This is a genomic window from Desulfobacteraceae bacterium, from assembly GCA_022340425.1.
Taxonomy (GTDB): Bacteria; Desulfobacterota; Desulfobacteria; order Desulfobacterales; family JAABRJ01; genus JAABRJ01.
This window is the reverse complement of the sequence record JAJDNY010000009.1, coordinates 1-15,749: the sequence shown is the minus strand read 5'-3', so window position 1 is coordinate 15,749 and position 15,749 is coordinate 1. Positions and strand designations below refer to the sequence as shown.

At 65.4% G+C, this 15,749-nt stretch carries 14 protein-coding genes; 11 read left to right on the top strand and 3 right to left on the bottom strand.

All coding sequences use genetic code 11. From position 1 onward, the window contains the following. From LJE63_00860 to LJE63_00815, 10 genes are all read left to right on the top strand, one after another. On the top strand, positions 1 to 273 hold a 273-nt coding region (locus tag LJE63_00860), incomplete at its 5' end, for a type II toxin-antitoxin system Phd/YefM family antitoxin (protein MCG6905143.1). Then, positions 273 to 533: a Txe/YoeB family addiction module toxin gene (locus LJE63_00855; protein MCG6905142.1), complete on the top strand. Its 261-nt coding sequence runs from the start codon at positions 273 to 275 to the stop codon at positions 531 to 533. The genes LJE63_00860 and LJE63_00855, both read left to right, overlap by 1 nt. A 52-nt stretch (positions 534 to 585) precedes the next feature. Continuing rightward, positions 586 to 1,212: a hypothetical protein gene (locus LJE63_00850; GenBank protein ID MCG6905141.1), complete on the top strand. Its 627-nt coding sequence runs from the start codon at positions 586 to 588 to the stop codon at positions 1,210 to 1,212. 91 nt (positions 1,213 to 1,303) lie between these two features. Next, the gene (locus LJE63_00845; protein MCG6905140.1) at positions 1,304 to 3,259 is read left to right on the top strand and encodes a molybdopterin-dependent oxidoreductase; all 1,956 of its coding nucleotides are present in this window, start codon (positions 1,304 to 1,306) and stop codon (positions 3,257 to 3,259) included. A gap of 58 nt (positions 3,260 to 3,317) precedes the next feature. After that, positions 3,318 to 4,043, top strand: coding sequence for a cysteine dioxygenase family protein (locus LJE63_00840; protein ID MCG6905139.1), 726 nt, complete (start codon positions 3,318 to 3,320; stop codon positions 4,041 to 4,043). Positions 4,044 to 4,171: 128 nt separating this feature from the next. Next, positions 4,172 to 4,726: a hypothetical protein gene (locus LJE63_00835; protein MCG6905138.1), complete on the top strand. Its 555-nt coding sequence runs from the start codon at positions 4,172 to 4,174 to the stop codon at positions 4,724 to 4,726. Positions 4,727 to 4,806: 80 nt separating this feature from the next. After that, positions 4,807 to 5,727, top strand: coding sequence for an AEC family transporter (locus LJE63_00830; GenBank protein ID MCG6905137.1), 921 nt, complete (start codon positions 4,807 to 4,809; stop codon positions 5,725 to 5,727). A 206-nt stretch (positions 5,728 to 5,933) separates the two neighbouring features. Further along, entirely contained in the window at positions 5,934 to 6,743 is an 810-nt protein-coding gene (locus LJE63_00825; GenBank protein MCG6905136.1) for a DUF3786 domain-containing protein, read from the top strand. A 218-nt stretch (positions 6,744 to 6,961) separates the two neighbouring features. Continuing rightward, complete coding sequence (locus tag LJE63_00820) at positions 6,962 to 8,407, top strand: DegQ family serine endoprotease (protein ID MCG6905135.1); 1,446 nt, start codon at positions 6,962 to 6,964, stop codon at positions 8,405 to 8,407. 229 nt (positions 8,408 to 8,636) lie between these two features. Beyond that, a complete protein-coding gene (locus tag LJE63_00815; GenBank protein MCG6905134.1) occupies positions 8,637 to 10,358 on the top strand; it encodes a glutamine--tRNA ligase/YqeY domain fusion protein in 1,722 nt (573 codons plus the stop codon). Positions 10,359 to 10,376: 18 nt separating this feature from the next. Here LJE63_00815 and LJE63_00810 read toward each other — a convergent pair whose 3' ends face one another. Then, complete coding sequence (locus LJE63_00810; GenBank protein MCG6905133.1) at positions 10,377 to 10,565, bottom strand: CooT family nickel-binding protein; 189 nt, start codon at positions 10,563 to 10,565, stop codon at positions 10,377 to 10,379. A gap of 391 nt (positions 10,566 to 10,956) precedes the next feature. Between LJE63_00810 and LJE63_00805 the strand changes: the two genes are divergently transcribed. Continuing rightward, complete coding sequence (locus LJE63_00805; GenBank protein MCG6905132.1) at positions 10,957 to 11,922, top strand: alpha/beta fold hydrolase; 966 nt, start codon at positions 10,957 to 10,959, stop codon at positions 11,920 to 11,922. Positions 11,923 to 11,936: 14 nt separating this feature from the next. On the opposite strand, the gene dnaE is transcribed toward LJE63_00805, so the two are convergent. Together dnaE and LJE63_00795 are read right to left on the bottom strand one after the other, a co-directional pair. Further along, positions 11,937 to 14,942 carry a DNA polymerase III subunit alpha gene (gene dnaE / locus LJE63_00800; GenBank protein ID MCG6905131.1) on the bottom strand — a complete coding sequence of 1,002 codons (3,006 nt, stop codon included), beginning with the start codon at positions 14,940 to 14,942 and terminating at the stop codon, positions 11,937 to 11,939. Continuing rightward, a partial coding sequence (locus tag LJE63_00795) for a hypothetical protein (GenBank protein ID MCG6905130.1) occupies positions 14,939 to 15,749 on the bottom strand: 811 nt, incomplete at its 5' end. The genes LJE63_00795 and dnaE, both read right to left, overlap by 4 nt.

The window sequence follows — 15,749 nt, the reverse complement described above, 5'->3', positions numbered from 1 at the left end:
GTTTTGAAAAATCAAGGACCGAGGTATATTATGCCCACTTTTACGGCAACCGAAGCAAGATCGAAGCTTTACCGTCTTATCGACGAGGCGGCCTCGTCGCATGAACCGATTGTCATCACCGGAAAGCGTGGGAGTGCAGTCCTTATTTCCGAGGACGACTGGCGATCCATCCAGGAAACGCTCTACCTCCTGAATATCCCTGGAATGCGCGAATCAATACGGGAAGGGTTGGCGACCCCGATTGAGGAGTGCACTGAGGACATCGACTGGTAATGTGGCGAGTCGTTTTTACGAAACAGGCTCGAAAGGACGCTAAAAAATTTTCCTCTGCAAATTTGCGCCAAAAAGCCGAGATACTTATCGATATCCTGCGAGAAAACCCATACCAGACTCCTCTGCCATTTGAAAAGCTGCTCGGCGATTTAACGGGTGCCTATTCACGTCGAACCAATATCCAACATCGACTGGTATATCAAGTTATAGACGACGCCAATGTTGTGAAAGTCCTTCGGATGTGGACCCATTATGAATAGAATGGCATAACATCGGCGTAGAGGAAACGCGCACACTGGAGGTCGCAGAAATATGGGCAGTTTTATCCTAATCGCGATGTTCATCTTCGGAGGCTTGGCCTTGGCCAAGTGGCTGCATTCCTACGACGTGGACCGAATGCTTCCCATACTGGAGCGTGCGGCAGACGCGCACAATGGCAGGGTGATCCAGCAGTCTGCTCTTGGGCTTCCGCAGTTGGTGGTGCCCGCGGGGGATACGACAATACGCTTGACCCCGATGGCCAAATCCCTTTCTTCCCACGATTCAGGCATGATGACCTGCGTGGAGTTTGGCCTTCAGTCCTATCTCGGGGGTGAGTTTAGAATCCAGGAGAAAACAACCTACCTCCGGAAAGCGCTACCCAAAATCCTTCCCGGCGATGCCCGTGCTTTCAAGCTCTATCAGGAAGCCTTTAACAACCGGTTTCACATTTCCGCTTCGACGGTCGGTCAGACCGCCAAAATAGTCAGCGAACCCCTGTTGCTCCAGGCGATTCTGGAATTACCCAAAGGCGCTGACCTCCGGATCCAGGAAGGGATCTGTCACATCGCTGTAGACGGTGTTCCCACCGACGTTGAATTTGTCGATCGCCTGCTTACCGTTTCGGAGCGGATGATCAGGGCTTTGAAAAGGTTCGGCAGCAGGCGCCCCGGCAATTGAACTTGGATGGATTTTTCCCGCCACCGGCGGCGGGTCGCCTGGGATCATCTTTTTCGCCTCGGATTGGGCTGCATCCCATCCCGGAGAGGTCATGAAAACGGTTACCGCCTGCACCATGGATTGCCCCGATGCGTGTTCCCTGGTGGTCTGGCGGGACGCCGCCGGGGAGATAAAAATAAGCGGCAACCCCGATCATCCGGTCACCGCCGGTTTTACCTGCGCCAAAATCAAACGTCTGCCCAGGCGGTTGCGGCACCCCCAGCGGATCGTTCAGCCCATGATCCGATCCGCAAACCGCTGGCAAACCATTGCGTGGGATGAGGCGCTGGATCTTTGCGCCGAAAAGATCGACCGCTTGAGAGCCGAGCCGGCCGCCATTCTCCATTTTCACGGCGAGGGCGCCAAGGGCGTGCTCAAACAGGCAAACAAACTTTTTTTTGCGCTTCTCGGCGCCAGCCGCACCCGAGGCTCGCTGTGTGATGCGGCCGGATTTGTCGCATTCCTCCACGATTTCGGCTCCCGCTGCAATCACGGGATCGCGGATCTGATCAACGCCCGCCGCATCATCAATTGGGGCAAGGATCTGGCCGGCAGTTCGGTGCACATGGCGGCCATAGTGCGAAAAGCGGCGGCGGCCGGTGCCCGCACGCTGACCATATCCCCCGGCGGCGATGAAAGCCGCTACCCAGCAGACCACCACATCCGGATCCGCCCCGGAACGGATCGCTTCCTGGCGGCCGCGGTCCTGCGCCTGTTGGTGGCAGAAAACCAGTTGAGCGGGCATATCCTCGACCACACCCGGCGCTGGCCGAGCTTCCGGAATGCGATTTTCAAATACCCGCCGGAGGAGCTGGCGGCCCGCTGCGACGTCCCGCCGGCGGACATCCGCCGCCTGGGCGAGGCTTACCTGGACGGGCCTGCGGCCACCATCGTCGGCGGCGGGCTGCAACGCTATCGCTACGGCGGCGAGAACGTGCGCTTCATCAACGCCCTGGCCCTGTTGTCGGGCAACATCGGCCGCGCCGGGGGCGGGGTCTATTTCCATCACCATTCGCTGGCCAATTTGAATTACGACTGGTCGCGGGTGACGGATCAAAAGGCCAGACGGGCCTTGCCCATGCCCACGATCGGGCGCAGCATCTTGGAGGCCAAGGACCCGCCGCTGAGGATGATCTGGATCAACGGTTCCAACGTCGTCAACCAGGCCCCGGATTCAACCGGTCTGGTCGCGGCCTTCGACCGGATCGAGTTCAAAGTCGTCGTGGACGCCTTCATGACCGATACCGCCCAGCAGGCCGATCTTTTCCTGCCCAGCGCGCTGATGCTGGAGCAGGAGGACATCATCGGCTCCTATCTGACGGAATACATCCACTACGTCACCCCGGTGCTGGAACCACCGGGGGAGGCCCGGAGCGATTTTTGGATTCTTACCGAACTGGGCAAGCGGCTGACCCCGCCGATCCGTCTGCCCGATATGGATTCCTGCTTTCAGGCAGCCCTGCGGCACCCCGCGCTGAACGTCACCCTGGCGGAGTTGCGGAGGCGGAAATTCGCCAAGGCCAGGCGCCCCGCGGTCCCCTACCTGGACCTGATCTTCGACCACCCCGACCAGAAATACTGGCTGCCGCCGGAGCTTCACGACGAGCCGCCGCCCCCGCCGGATTACCCCCTGCGCCTGCTCAGCCTGATCCGAAAGGATGCGATCCACTCCCAGCTGGCGGCCGAAGACCAGCAGATTCCGCTGGATGTCTGGGTTTCACCCCGCTGCCCATCCCTGAAGGAGCTGGACTTGGACAAGGATCTCTGGTTGGTTTCTTCCGTCGGCCGGTTGCGGGTCAGATTGAAAACCCTGGCGGATCTGCATCCCGAGACGGTGCTCGCCCGCAGGGGAACCTGGATGAAGTTGGGCGGTGGCCTGAACCGGCTCATCGCGGCGCAATTGACCGACATCGGCAACGGCGCCCCTTTTTATGCCCAGTATGTCCGACTTGAAAATGGCGCCCGTGCTGTTAAAAAACAGGCGAGTCAGCCGGTCCACTGGGATTGAATTTCCGGCCGGGCCGTCAGATCGAGATTCGAAGCCCCCACACCAGGGAACACCCAACATGACCGCATGGAGTAAGATGCCGCCGGCGCTTCGCAAAATCTGTGAAAGCTGGTCGGATGAGTTGGAAAAGATTTCGGGCTACGAGGAGCGCCTGGCATATGTTCGCAGGATGATGCCGGATTTGCTTTTGGATGCGCCCATCTTCACGGAGATCCTGCGAAATGCCACCGACGGCTCGGAATACCCGGATACCCGCCGGTCCGGAATGTTTGACAACGAGCTACTGCTGTACATCGACCCCAAGCGGATCTTTTCGATCCGGCTTTACCTTTGGGCGCCCGGGGAGTATACCCCCATCCACGATCACAACGCCTGGGGGGTGATCGGCCCGGTCGCGGGCAAACTCCAGGTGACCAAATACGTCCGGGAGGATGCCGGATCGGACGAAAACTTCGCGCGCCTGAAAGAAGCCGAAAATCGGGTCCTGACGGCAGGGCAGACGGAAGTGGTTTTGCCGTTGAACAACGGGATCCACAAAACCGGCAACCCGGGCAATATGACCAGTGCCACGGTCCAGCTTTACGGCAATCCCATACGGCGGACCTACATCAACCGCTTCGATCCCGTTTCCGGTCGCATCGGCAGAATCTACCCGCCGCGCACAAAAATGCGGATTTTGGCTTCGGAAGCGCTGCGCGCCATGCATGAATCCAGTCGCGTCGAGGCGCCAGAGGCCCTCGGGCCGGCAACCGATTCGCAACGCGGAAATCGACCCGCGGATTGACCTTTTGAAGCGTGACCCACGGCCACCCGAATCGCCGGACCCCTCCCGACCAACCGCGGGAAGGCTCACCCCGCGGGGGCCGGTCAAAGCAGGCGCTTTGCGACATGCCGCGCATCAAGGAGCAGATAATGGCCAACTCATTTTCCATGGCGCTAGAAAAAGTTCACGCCGGTATCGGCCAGGGCAGCGTTTTGGAGCAGATCGACAAACGCTACCGCAAGCAGCAACGGCTGACGCTGTTTGAAATGCTCGACAAGGTCGACGACAAGGAGGTGGAATTTTTTCCGGTCGAACTCTACCGACATATTTCCCAAAGCGGAAAGAAACAGCCGGCCCTGCTGCGCTTCTATCTGCCGCTTTGGAAGAATCACGACGAGATTTTCTGGCAGTCCCTGGGGGATTATGTAATTCTCGCCGTGCACCGGGTGAAAGACCTGGAATTCGACAGGCTCAGGGGCCGGATGAAGGTGGAATATTTTGCCAAGATCAGAGGCCGAATCAAATATCCCGAAGACATCCGGGTGATCATCCAGAAAATCGCCTACCTGGTGGATACCGAAGCGTTGCCCACAGACTTCACGCGCTTCCGGCGCATGGCCGAGCGGCGGGACAGTCTGGGCGAGATGAGCAAAGAGCAGGCGGCGCTGATCGGGGTGGCGTTGAAATTCATTCAAATAAAATAGGGACCGTTTGAAAAGATCGTTCATGATTTCAGCGACCGGCACATGACAGCCGCCACCAGCCCGGAGTAAGCCGGCAAGGCATGCAAATCTACCTGACCATCGTTCCGATCTTTTTGCTGGTGGCGCTCGGCTGGTTCGCCCGGCGGGTGGGGCTGCTGACCTCGGATTTCTTGGCGCCCGCCAACCGGCTCGTTTTCTACATCGGCATCCCGGCGATGCTGTTCGTTTCCCTGGCCCAAGCCAACCTTCAGGACTCGATTCAGGCCCGGATGGTGCTCTTCACCATGGCCGCCCTGGTGCTCGGGGGCCTCATCGCCTGGTTGGCGGCCCGTCGGATGCAAATCAATGGCGCCATGGCGGGCTCCTTCGTCCAAAGCGCCTTTCATGGCAATTTTGGCTACATCGGCTTTGCGGTGGTTTTCTACTACCTGGGTGAGGCGGGGCTGGTCCGGGCCAGTTTTCTGGCCGGCTTCCTGATGATCCTGCAAAACACCCTGGCGGTGCTGATACTTCAGCTCCATGCCCCGACGGTGGGAGGCGATCGCAAGCTGGGGCGGACGCTGTTGAAAATCGCCGGCAACCCCGTCATCTGCTCGGCGCTCGCCGGCATGGCCTACTCCCTTTCCGGTTTGCCGATGCCGGTGGTCGCAGAGCGCAGCCTCAAAATCCTGGCCGGCATGGCCCTGCCCCTGGCGCTTCTGATCATCGGCGGTTCGCTAAACTTCCAGGCGATCCGCTCCGGGCTGGCGCTGGCCATCGGTTCCGCCGCGATCAAGCTGCTGATCACGCCTGCGATCGCCTTCGGGTTCTACCAGCTAGTGGGCCTTGCACCGGTGGAATACCTGCCGGGGCTGATCCTGTTGGCCTGCCCGACGGCCACCGTGACCTATGTGATGGCCCGCGAGATGGGGGGCGCGCCGCACTTTGCCGTGACCACCATATCGGTGAGCACCCTGTTGTCCATCGGCACCCTCGCCGGCTGGCTGGCGCTGGCCCGCTAGCCGAAACCGGAAGGTGCCCCGGCAGCGCTGAGGCGGCCGTGACCCGGAGGGGTTGCAACCCAGAGCACAAGCCCTTATATTCACTTCCAAAAATTCAGGCTGCAGCCTGTCAAGCGGCCCAAGGCCGATGCGCCGGCAGGGCCGGATGGCAGCGGACCCAACCCGCAGGACACGGTTCTGTTGCGATTTACCGGGAAAAAAAGACCATGGCGGAATTCAAAAGCGTCACCGATGTGCTCAAACTGGTAGACAAGTCCAATTGCCAGCAGTGCGGCTACAAGACCTGCATGGCCTTCGCCGCGGCGGTGCTGCAGGGCCGCGCCAACCTGAGCGACTGCCCCCGGATCGACCCCGATCTGCTGGCGCAGCACGGCCAGGCCGCCCCTGAACGCAACGCGGCCGCTGAAGACGAAATGATGGCCATGCTGGCATCGCTGAAAAGCGCGGTCGCCGGGCTGGATTTCGAAAAAACCGCCCAGCGTCTGGACGGTCGGCTGGTCAACGGCCGGCTGGCCATCAAAGTGATGGGAAAAGACGTCGCCGTGGACCATGACGGCAACCTGCATTCGGACATCCACCTGCACCCGTGGATCTCAATCCCCATCCTCTCCTATATCCTTTACAGCCAGGGCATCCCCCTCACCGGCGAGTGGGTCACCCTGCGGGAGCTGGAGGGCGGGGCGGCCTGGCAAAATTTTTTTGCGCACCGCTGCGTCAATCCCCTCAAGAAGGTCGCCGACACCTACCCCGAGCTTTTCCGGGACCTGCTGGACATCTTCAACGGGAAAAAAGCCGAAAGCCGCTTCGATGCCGACACCGCGATCCTGCTCCACCCCCTGCCGCTGGTGCCGGTGCTGATCTGCTACTGGAAACCCGAAGAGGGGATGGCGTCCTCGCTCAACATCTTCTTCGATTCGACGGCGGACAAGAACATGGGGGTTGAGTTCATCTACCGGCTGGTGGCCGGCCTGGTGATCATGTTCGAAAAAATCTCCCGTCGGCACGGGGTGCGCTGAGGCCCCGGAGCCGGGGTACGCCTGGATTCGGCCCGCAGCACCAATCGCAACCCAGCCGGCCCCCGAAGGGGCCCGCCGAACCCGAACATGACCAATTGGTAATTTTGCCGTCATCTTCCCGTAAGCTTGGCGGTATATCTTCGCGGTCAAAGCAAGGACAGCGGCCGACCAGCGGTCGGCGCAAACACAACCCTTTTGACTGCCAAGGAGGTCACCCCATGAAAGCGTTGCAGAAAAACCATCCCCGCCTCAGCCGGCTGCTGCCGGTCACCCTGCTGGCGCTGACCATCGCCGCCGGCGGCGCTGCGGCGGCCGTCAAGGACGACGCCGCGGCGATGCTGCCCAACAACTTAAGCACCCTCGCCAAAGAGGCCCGCGACGGGGTCGTCAATATCCGCACCGTCAAGACCATGAAAGGCGGCGGCCCGGTCTTCCGCCACTTCTTTGGCAACCCCTTTGAGCGCGGCAACCCGTTTGAGGAATTCTTTGGGCCGCGCATGCGCCGCAACCCTTCCCAGGACTTCAAGCAGCGCAGCCTGGGATCGGGCTTCATCATCGACCGTGAGGGGCACATCGTCACCAACAACCACGTCATCGAGGGAGCCGACGAGATCACCGTCAAACTGGCCAATGGCAAGGAGTTTACCGCGGAGCTGGTGGGCCGCGACCCCAACACCGATCTGGCGCTGATCAAAATTGCGCCCTCCAAGGACCTCAAACCCCTGCAGATGGGGAAATCCGAAGAGCTTACGGTGGGCACCTGGGTGATGGCCATCGGGAGCCCCTTCGGTCTCGAGCAGACCGTCACCGTGGGGATCGTCAGCGCCAAGGGCCGGATCATCGGCTCGGGGCCCTATGACGACTTTATCCAGACCGACGCCTCCATCAACCCCGGCAACAGCGGAGGCCCCCTGCTCAACCTGCGGGGCGAGGTCGTGGGCATCAACACGGCGATCGTGGCCCGCGGCCAGGGGATCGGCTTCGCCATCCCCTCGGACCTGGCCCAGAACGTGATCAGCCAGTTGCAGTCCAAGGGGGAGGTCACCCGCGGCTGGCTGGGTGTGGCCATCCAGGATCTCTCCTCGGACCTGGCCGACTACTACCGCATCAAGGACGGCGAGGGGGTGCTGGTCTCCGAGGTCTATGCCGGCGACCCGGCAGACAAGGCCGGCATCAAAGCCCAGGACATCATTGTGGCCCTGGACGGCCGGAAGGTGACCAGCAGCCGCGAACTCTCCGCCATGGTCGCCGATTCTCCGGTGGGCAGCCGCCTGAAAGTGGAGATCGTGCGCGACGGCAAGCCCAAGACCGTCACGGTGACCCTCGCCAAACGTGATCAGGACCCCAGCGCCAGGGCGACCATCGACAGCCCCCGGGATGAAGCCGAGTTCGGCCTCCAGGTGAGCGACCTGGACCGCGAAACCGCCCAGCGGCTGGGACTCGACCCGGATGAAAAAGGGGTGGTGGTCGTCGGCGTCAGCCCCGAAAGCAAGGCCGAGGAGGCCGGCCTGCGGCAGGGCGACCTGATCAAGGAAGTCAACCGCAACCCGGTGGAGAACGCCAAGGCCCTGGGGCGGATGCTGGAGAAAAGCAGCACCGAACCGGTCCAGTTCCTGGTCATGCGACCCGGCGTGGGCCTGATGGTGCTCAAAATCACCCCGTAGGACTCCCCCCATCGACTGCCGGCCGCTCCAGCCGGGGCGGCCGGCAGCCGCTTTGCATTCCCCGCTTGACAAGACACCCAACCGGCTCGACCCCGGTTTGCCGAAAAAAACGAGGTTGACACCCCTTCGCGGGTTCCTGTAATTTATAAGGCTATTCTTAAAAGAGTTAGGGTAATTGCCGCCAGCACCTCGACGTTTTCCGCAACCGATCATCAGAGGCCCAGCCCACATGAAAAACACCGGCACCCCGACCGCCCCCGAACCGGCGGCAGACAGCGGCCCGTCCAATTTCATCCGGACCATTATCGAAGAGGACCTCCGGGCCGGTAAAAACGATGGCCGCGTGGCGACCCGCTTCCCCCCCGAGCCCAACGGCTACCTGCACATCGGCCACGCCAAGTCCATCTGCCTCAATTTCGGCCTGGCCCGGGACTACAACGGCACCTGCAACCTGCGCTTCGACGACACCAACCCGGCCAAGGAAAGCGCCGAATACGTCGCCTCCATCCAGACCGACGTCCGGTGGCTGGGGTTTGACTGGGAAGACCGGCTGCATTTCGCGTCGGACTATTTTGAGGCGCTCTACGACTACGCCGTCGCCCTCATCCGGACCGGCAAGGCCTACGTCTGCAGCCTGAGCGCCGATGAGATCCGCGAATACCGGGGCACCCTGACCGAGCCCGGCAGGCCCAGCCCCTACCGCGATCGGTTGGTGGAAGAGAACCTGGACCTCTTCAGGCGCATGCGCGCCGGCGAGTTCCCCGACGGCAGCCACGTCCTGCGCGCCAAGATCGACATGGCCGCGGCCAACCTGATCCTGCGCGACCCGACGCTCTTTCGCATCCGCCGCCTGCATCATCACCGCACCGGCGACCGCTGGTGCATCTACCCGATGTACGATTTCACCCACTGCCTTTCGGACGCCATCGAAGGGATCACCCACTCGGTGTGCACCATGGAGTTCGAGAACAACCGCGCGCTCTACGACTGGGTGCTGGACAACCTGGAGGTCCCCTGCCACCCCCAGCAGATCGAATTCGCCCGCCTGAACCTCACCCACACCGTGCTCAGCAAAAGAAAACTGATCGCACTGGTGGAAAAAGGGGTGGTTTCCGGCTGGGACGACCCCCGCATGCCGACCATCTCGGGCCTGCGCCGGCGGGGCTATCCGCCCGAGGCGATCCGCACCTTCTGCGACCGCATCGGGGTTGCCAAGCGCGAAAGCACGGTGGACATCGCCCTGCTGGAGCATTGCATCCGGGAACATCTCAATGCCAGCGCGCCGCGGGTGATGGGCGTGCTGCGGCCGCTGAAAGTGGTGATCGACAACTATCCCGAGGGGCAGGTGGAGGAGATGGCCTTTCTGAACCACCCCGAGTACCCCGAGCGGGGCAGCCGAATGGTGCCGTTTTCCAAGGTGCTTTACATCGAGCGGGATGACTTCCGGGAAGAGGCGCCGCGCAAATGGTTCCGCCTGGCGCCGGGGCGGGAGGTGCGCCTGCGCTATGCCTACTACGTGACCTGTGTGGACGTGGTCAAGGATGCGGCCGGCGAGGTGGTCGCACTGCACTGCACCTACGATCCGGCCACCCGCGGCGGCGACTCGCCCGACGGCCGCAAGGTCAAGGGCACGCTGCACTGGGTTTCGGCGGCCCACGCCCTGCCGGCCGAGGTCCGGCTCTACGACCACCTTTTCAGCGAACCGGACCCCCAGGCCTGCGCGGATTTCGAAGCCTGCCTGAACCCCGACTCGCTGGAGGTTTTGACTGACAGCCGGGTGGAGCCGAGCCTGGCGACGGCGGCGGCCGGTGTCTGCTTCCAGTTCGAGCGCCAGGGCTATTTCTGCCGCGACACGCAAGTGGGGAGCCCCGATCGGCTGGTCTTCAACCGCACCGTGGGGCTGCGGGATTCGTGGGCCAAAATCGAAAAGGCCCAGCAGCGCGGCGCCTGACGGGCCCGCGCCACGGCCTTAAAGCGCTTCGAAGACCATCCGCTTTTGGCTGTTGTTGAAGGCCACCATCCTGCCGGCCACCTCCTTTTCCTCGCCGAAAATGTTGGTCAGGTGGAAACGGCCGCCGCGGTCCTCGACCACATCGACGTTTTCCATCACCATCTGCTCCCGGCCGTCGCGACGTACGAACACGTTGATGTCACACATGCTTCACCCCTCCTGTGGGCCGCCGCGAATGCGGCGGCATCCTGTTTCAGCCCCCTGCCCCGGCATGTTGGACCCGGCTTCTCGCTGCGGCTCAGGCGCCCCACGGCGTCCACATCGAGCGCCGCGATCCCGCCGCCCACCGCCTAATTCAGGGGGCATCGCCTGGAAAAGCGGGCCCTAATTCCTCCCCAAGAATTGTCTGAAGCGTATCGGCAGCGGGAAACGGCGGAAGGTGCACCAGAAGCTATAGGGTCTTTTGACCGGCCTTTCAACCCCAATCCGGCAGCCCGGTCCCGCTTGCCGGCTTGACGCCGAGGCCGCGAGGCGTTATGCCCTGTTGCGATCGCCACCCCGTGGCGAGGCCCGCACCGCTTGAAAAGGGAGCCCCGTTATGCCGATCATCACCCCCAGCCCCTACCGCCCGCCCGCCCTGCTGGGCAACCCCCACCTGCAGACCATCTGCCCGACCCTCTTCCGGCGGGTCTCCGGCGTCCGCTACCGGCGCGAGCGGATTTTCACCCCCGACGGGGACTTCATCGACCTGGACTGGTCCGCCGCGGGGGCCGACCGCCTGGCGATCGTCCTCCACGGGCTGGAAGGCGACGCCCACCGCCACTACATGCGGGGGATGGTCAGGGCCTTCAACCGCCGCCGCTGGGACGCCGTGGCCTTCAACTTCCGCGGCTGCAGCGGCGAGCCCAACCGCCTGCCGCGCTCCTACCACAGCGGCGCCACCGAAGACCTGGACGCGGTCCTGGGCCACGTGCTAGCCGGCAACCGCTACCGCCGGATCGCCCTGGTGGGCTTCAGCCTGGGCGGCAACCTGACCCTGCGCTACCTGGGCGAGAAGGGCCGCGGCATATCCCCTTTCATCTCCCGGGCGGCGGCGATTTCGGTCCCCTGCGATCTGGCCAGCAGCTCCCGGCGGCTGGCCGAGCCGGCCAACGCCGTCTACATGAAACGCTTTCTGCTGCTTTTCCGCGCCAAGATCCGGGCCAAGATGGCCCTCATGCCCGACCGGATCAGCGATGCGGGCTTTGAGACCATCCGCAACTTCAAGGATTTCGACGACCGCTACACCGCCCCGCTGCACGGTTTCCGGGACGCCGAGGACTACTGGGCGCGCTGCAGCGCCGGCCCGCTGCTGCCGGAGGTCCAGGTCCCAACTCTCGTCCTGAGCGCCCTGGACGACCCCTTCCTGCCGCCGGAGTGCTACCCCGTCGCGGCCGCCCGCGCCAACCCCCGCCTCTTTCTTGAAATGCCGGCCGCCGGCGGCCACGTGGGCTTCATCCACTTCCGCCGCGACGGGGAGTTCTGGCACGAAACCCGGGTGGCCGACTTCGCCACCGCCGACTGACAGCGCCGGCGGCCTCACGCCCCGGCGGTGGCCGCCAGTGGCGCCACCTGGCCCACCGTCAGGGTGTGGGCCCCGAAATCTTCCTCCACCCGGCCTTCCAGAAGAAGCGGCCGGCTGCGGTCCAGCAGGGTGCAGAAGCGCCGGTAGGCCGCCGGAAAGAAGGTCGCCTCCACCAGCCCGGTTTCATCCTCGAAGGTGACGAACTCCATGGGCTCCCCGCGCCGCGTATGCACCACTTTGGCGGTGATCAAAAGCCCGGCCACCCGCACCTGCCGCCCCGTGTGCTGCGCCAGCGCGGCCGCCTTGACCACCCCCCGCAGCGCCGGCGCCCCGGCATAGAGCGTCATGGGGTGGCGGTCGCAGAGAAACCCCAGCACCGCGAATGCCCGCCGCAGGCGGTCGATCTCGGTCTCCGGCGGCAGGTCCGGCCGCTCGGGCCGCGGCCGCCGGCCGAAAAGCTCGGGGGCTGCGGACCGACGCTGCCGGCCGCCCTGCCAGCGCACCACCTCCCACAACAGGGCCGCCCGGCTGACGCCGGGATGCAGGCCGTCGAAGGCCCCGGCGTGCACCAGCGCCCGGGCCTCCTCGTCGTCGGGGCGCACGCGCTCCAGAAAGTCGCCGATGTCGCTGTAAGGCCGCTGCCGGCGCGCGGCCACGATCCGCTCCCGGGTCCGCACACCCAAGGCCTTCAGCGACAGCCACCCCACCCGCAGGGCCCGCCCGCGCCCCTGCCAGCGGACCGCGCTGCGGTTGACGTCCGGCGGCCGCACCGTCAGGCCCATGCGCCGGGCCTCCGAGACGTAGGCGAAGGTGCTGTAGAAGCCGCCCTGGTTGCTGATCACGGCGGCCATGAACTCGGCCGCGAAATGGGTCTTGAGGTAGGCCGCCTGAAACGACACCCGGGCGTAGCTGGCGCTGTGGGGCTTGCAGAAGGAGTAGCCGGCAAAGCTCAGCATCATCTTCCAGACGGCCGCGATCTGCGCCGATGAGAGCCCGCGGGCGCGGGCGCCGGCGGCAAACCGCTGCCGGTAGTCCTCCAGCCGGCGGGCCCGGTCCTTTTTGGCCATGACCTTGCGCAGGCCGTCGGCGTCGACGTCGGAGAAGCCCGCCAGGGCCAACGCCGCGCGGGAAACGTCCTCCTGGTAGACCATGATGCCGTAGGTTTCGGCCAGCACGTCGGCCAGCAGGGGGTGCGCCGGCTGCCAGGGGCCGCCCCGCAGGCGGCGGACATACTCGCGGATCAGCGCGTTGGCCGCCGGCCGGATGATGCTGCTGTGGATCACGAGGTGCTCAAAATCCCCGACCCCGGTCTTTTGCTGCAGCAGGCGGGTAGCCGGGCTCTCGATGTAGAAGCAGCCCATGGTCTCGCCGCGCGCCAGCCTGGCGCGGGTGGCCGGGTCCTCTTCGGGGTCCCAGTGCGCCTCGTCGAAGGCGATCCCGTTGCGGCGCAGGTTGGCCAGGGCGTCGCGGATCACGCCGAGACTGCGGTTGCCCAGCAAATCGATCTTGACCAGCCCGCCCGCCTCGGCCCCCTCCTTCTCCCACTGGATCACCGGCACCCCCTTGGCGGCCGGCTGCACCGGCACATAGGCCGCCACCGGCTCGGGGGTGATCACCACCCCGCCGGGATGCACCGCGATGTGGCGCGGAACCCCGATCAGACGCTGGGCGATGCCGACAATCCGCGGCCACGGCTGGGGAAAGTCGATGCCGCCCAGCTCCGGCAGCCCCTTCAAGCGCTGCAGGAGGTCCTCGCCGGCGCCCACCGACCGCCAGAACCACGGCAGCCGCCGGGACACCCGGCCGATCTCGCCCTCGGCCAGGCCGAACACCCGGGCAGTCTCGCGGATCGCCATGCGCGGCTGAAAGCCGATGTGGCTGCAGACCATGGCGGCGTGCGCACCGTGGCGGGCGAGCACGTCGGCCAGCACGGCGTCGCGCTCGTCCCAGGCGAAATCGATGTCGATATCCGGCGGGTCCGTACGGCCGGGGTTCAGGAAGCGCTCGAAGTAGAGGTTGTGCCGGATCGGGCAGACGTTGGTGATGCTCAGGCAGTAGGCCACCAGCGAGGCGGCGCCGCTGCCGCGGCCGCAGATCCGCGGGCTGCGGGCGACGATGTCGCGCACCACCAGGAAGTAGGCGGAAAACCCCATGCGGGCGATGATCCGCAGCTCGTGCTCGAGCCGCTCCACCACGCTCTCGCAGAGATCCGCCCCGTAGCGGCGGCGGGCGCCGGCATACGCGGCCGCGCGCAGCCGCTCGTCGGCCGGGCGCCCGCCGCCGCCGTTCCAGGGGGGCAGCAGCAGGCGCCGCGGCGGGCCACTGAACGTCAGCCGCTCGGCCAGGGCGTCGCCGGCCCGCAGCGCGTCGGGCCAGGGCGCAAAACGCCGGCGATAGACCTCGGCCGGGGCCAGCCAGGCGTCGGCCGAAGCCGCCGCCCCGGCAGGCAGGCGGTCAAGGGTGGTGTTGCCCGCGATGGCCCGCAGGACCCGGTGCAGGGAAAACTCGGCGGGATCCAGAAAGAAACTGCCCGGGGTGGCCACCGTGGGCACCTCCAGGCGGCGGGCGGCCTGCCGCAGCCGCAGGGCCGCGCCGTCGGGGCGGCGCGGCAGGGCGCCATAGACCGCAAGCCCGGCATGATGCCAGCGGGCGAGCAGCTCCGGGCTGCGGGTCAGCACCACGAGCCCCTCGGCATGGCGGGTGACGCCGCTTTCCAGGTCGAAGTCCGGGTCGCAGTGGCGGCGGGTGATGAGCCCGCAGAGATTGCGGTAGCCGACCGGGTTTTCCACCAGGCAGACCGCCCGCAGGGGGGCGTTGGGGGCGGTCACCTCGGCGCCCACGATCGGCTGCAGCCCCTCGGCCTCGCAGCCGTCCAGAAAGGGCCACAGGCCGTAAAGGTTGTCGGTGTCCGTGAGCGCCAAACGGCTGTAGCCCCGCTGCCGGGCGGCGGTGCAGATGGCCGCCGGGGCGCGGGTGCCCCACATCAGGGAATAGTGGGAACGAACGGTCAGCGGGGTCATGGCGGCACCGGCGAAAGGGTCCGCCCCACCTGGATCGCGCCGAAGCCGAAGCGGCCCCGGACGGCGTCGATGGCCGCCACCAGGTCGTGCCGGCGCCGGCGCGTTTCGCGGTCAGCGGCGAACAGCTCCAGCTGCGCCGGGGGCGGGACCAGCCGGTCGCAGACCAGCCGCAGGTGGCGGATGCGCAGCCGCCGGGTCCAGGCGCGTCCCAGGGCCGCCGCGGCCGCCGCGAACAGGAAGCAGTCGTTGGCCGTGGCCGGCTGGGCGGCGGCCTGCCGGGCCACCCGGACCCCGTCGCAGTAGTCGAGCACGATGCCCACCCGCCGGGCGGCCAGACCCCGGCGGCGCAGGGCGGCCCCGGCCCTTTCCACCAGCCGGTAGAGGGCCCCCTCCACCACGGCGGCCGCGTTGGTGTCGTCGCCGAAAGCGTGGTCCTCCACCACCACCGGCGGCGCCTGCCCCAGCGGGCGGACCGGTGAGGGGTCGATCCCGCGCACGGCCGCGCGCAGACCTTCGCCGCGGCGGCCGAAGACCATCGCCAGCTGGGCCCCGGACAGGCGGGCCACTTCGCCGGCGCGGGTCAGGTTGAACTCCCGCAGGCGGGCCGCGTCTTCGGCCGCGATGCCGGGGATCAGCCCCAGCGGCAGGGGCGCCAGAAAGGACTCCTCCTCGCCGGCGCGCACGATGCAGTCGCCGTCCGGCTTGACCACCCGGGTGGCCACCTTGGCCACCAGCTTGCTGGGGGCCACCGACCACACCGGCGCCACCCCCATGTCGCCGCGCACCGCCCGGCGGATGCGCGCGGCC

What these genes read in the sequence shown, in the direction of transcription:
- LJE63_00855 (MCG6905142.1), top strand. Translation starts at nt 273, where the DNA reads ATGTGGCGAGTCGTTTTTACGAAACAGGCTCGAAAGGACGCTAAAAAA.
- LJE63_00850 (MCG6905141.1), top strand. Translation starts at nt 586, where the DNA reads ATGGGCAGTTTTATCCTAATCGCGATGTTCATCTTCGGAGGCTTGGCC.
- LJE63_00845 (MCG6905140.1), top strand. Translation starts at nt 1,304, where the DNA reads ATGAAAACGGTTACCGCCTGCACCATGGATTGCCCCGATGCGTGTTCC.
- LJE63_00840 (MCG6905139.1), top strand. Translation starts at nt 3,318, where the DNA reads ATGACCGCATGGAGTAAGATGCCGCCGGCGCTTCGCAAAATCTGTGAA.
- LJE63_00835 (MCG6905138.1), top strand. Translation starts at nt 4,172, where the DNA reads ATGGCCAACTCATTTTCCATGGCGCTAGAAAAAGTTCACGCCGGTATC.
- LJE63_00830 (MCG6905137.1), top strand. Translation starts at nt 4,807, where the DNA reads ATGCAAATCTACCTGACCATCGTTCCGATCTTTTTGCTGGTGGCGCTC.
- LJE63_00825 (MCG6905136.1), top strand. Translation starts at nt 5,934, where the DNA reads ATGGCGGAATTCAAAAGCGTCACCGATGTGCTCAAACTGGTAGACAAG.
- LJE63_00820 (MCG6905135.1), top strand. Translation starts at nt 6,962, where the DNA reads ATGAAAGCGTTGCAGAAAAACCATCCCCGCCTCAGCCGGCTGCTGCCG.
- LJE63_00815 (MCG6905134.1), top strand. Translation starts at nt 8,637, where the DNA reads ATGAAAAACACCGGCACCCCGACCGCCCCCGAACCGGCGGCAGACAGC.
- LJE63_00810 (MCG6905133.1), bottom strand. Translation starts at nt 10,565, where the DNA reads ATGTGTGACATCAACGTGTTCGTACGTCGCGACGGCCGGGAGCAGATG.
- LJE63_00805 (MCG6905132.1), top strand. Translation starts at nt 10,957, where the DNA reads ATGCCGATCATCACCCCCAGCCCCTACCGCCCGCCCGCCCTGCTGGGC.
- dnaE (MCG6905131.1), bottom strand. Translation starts at nt 14,942, where the DNA reads ATGACCCCGCTGACCGTTCGTTCCCACTATTCCCTGATGTGGGGCACC.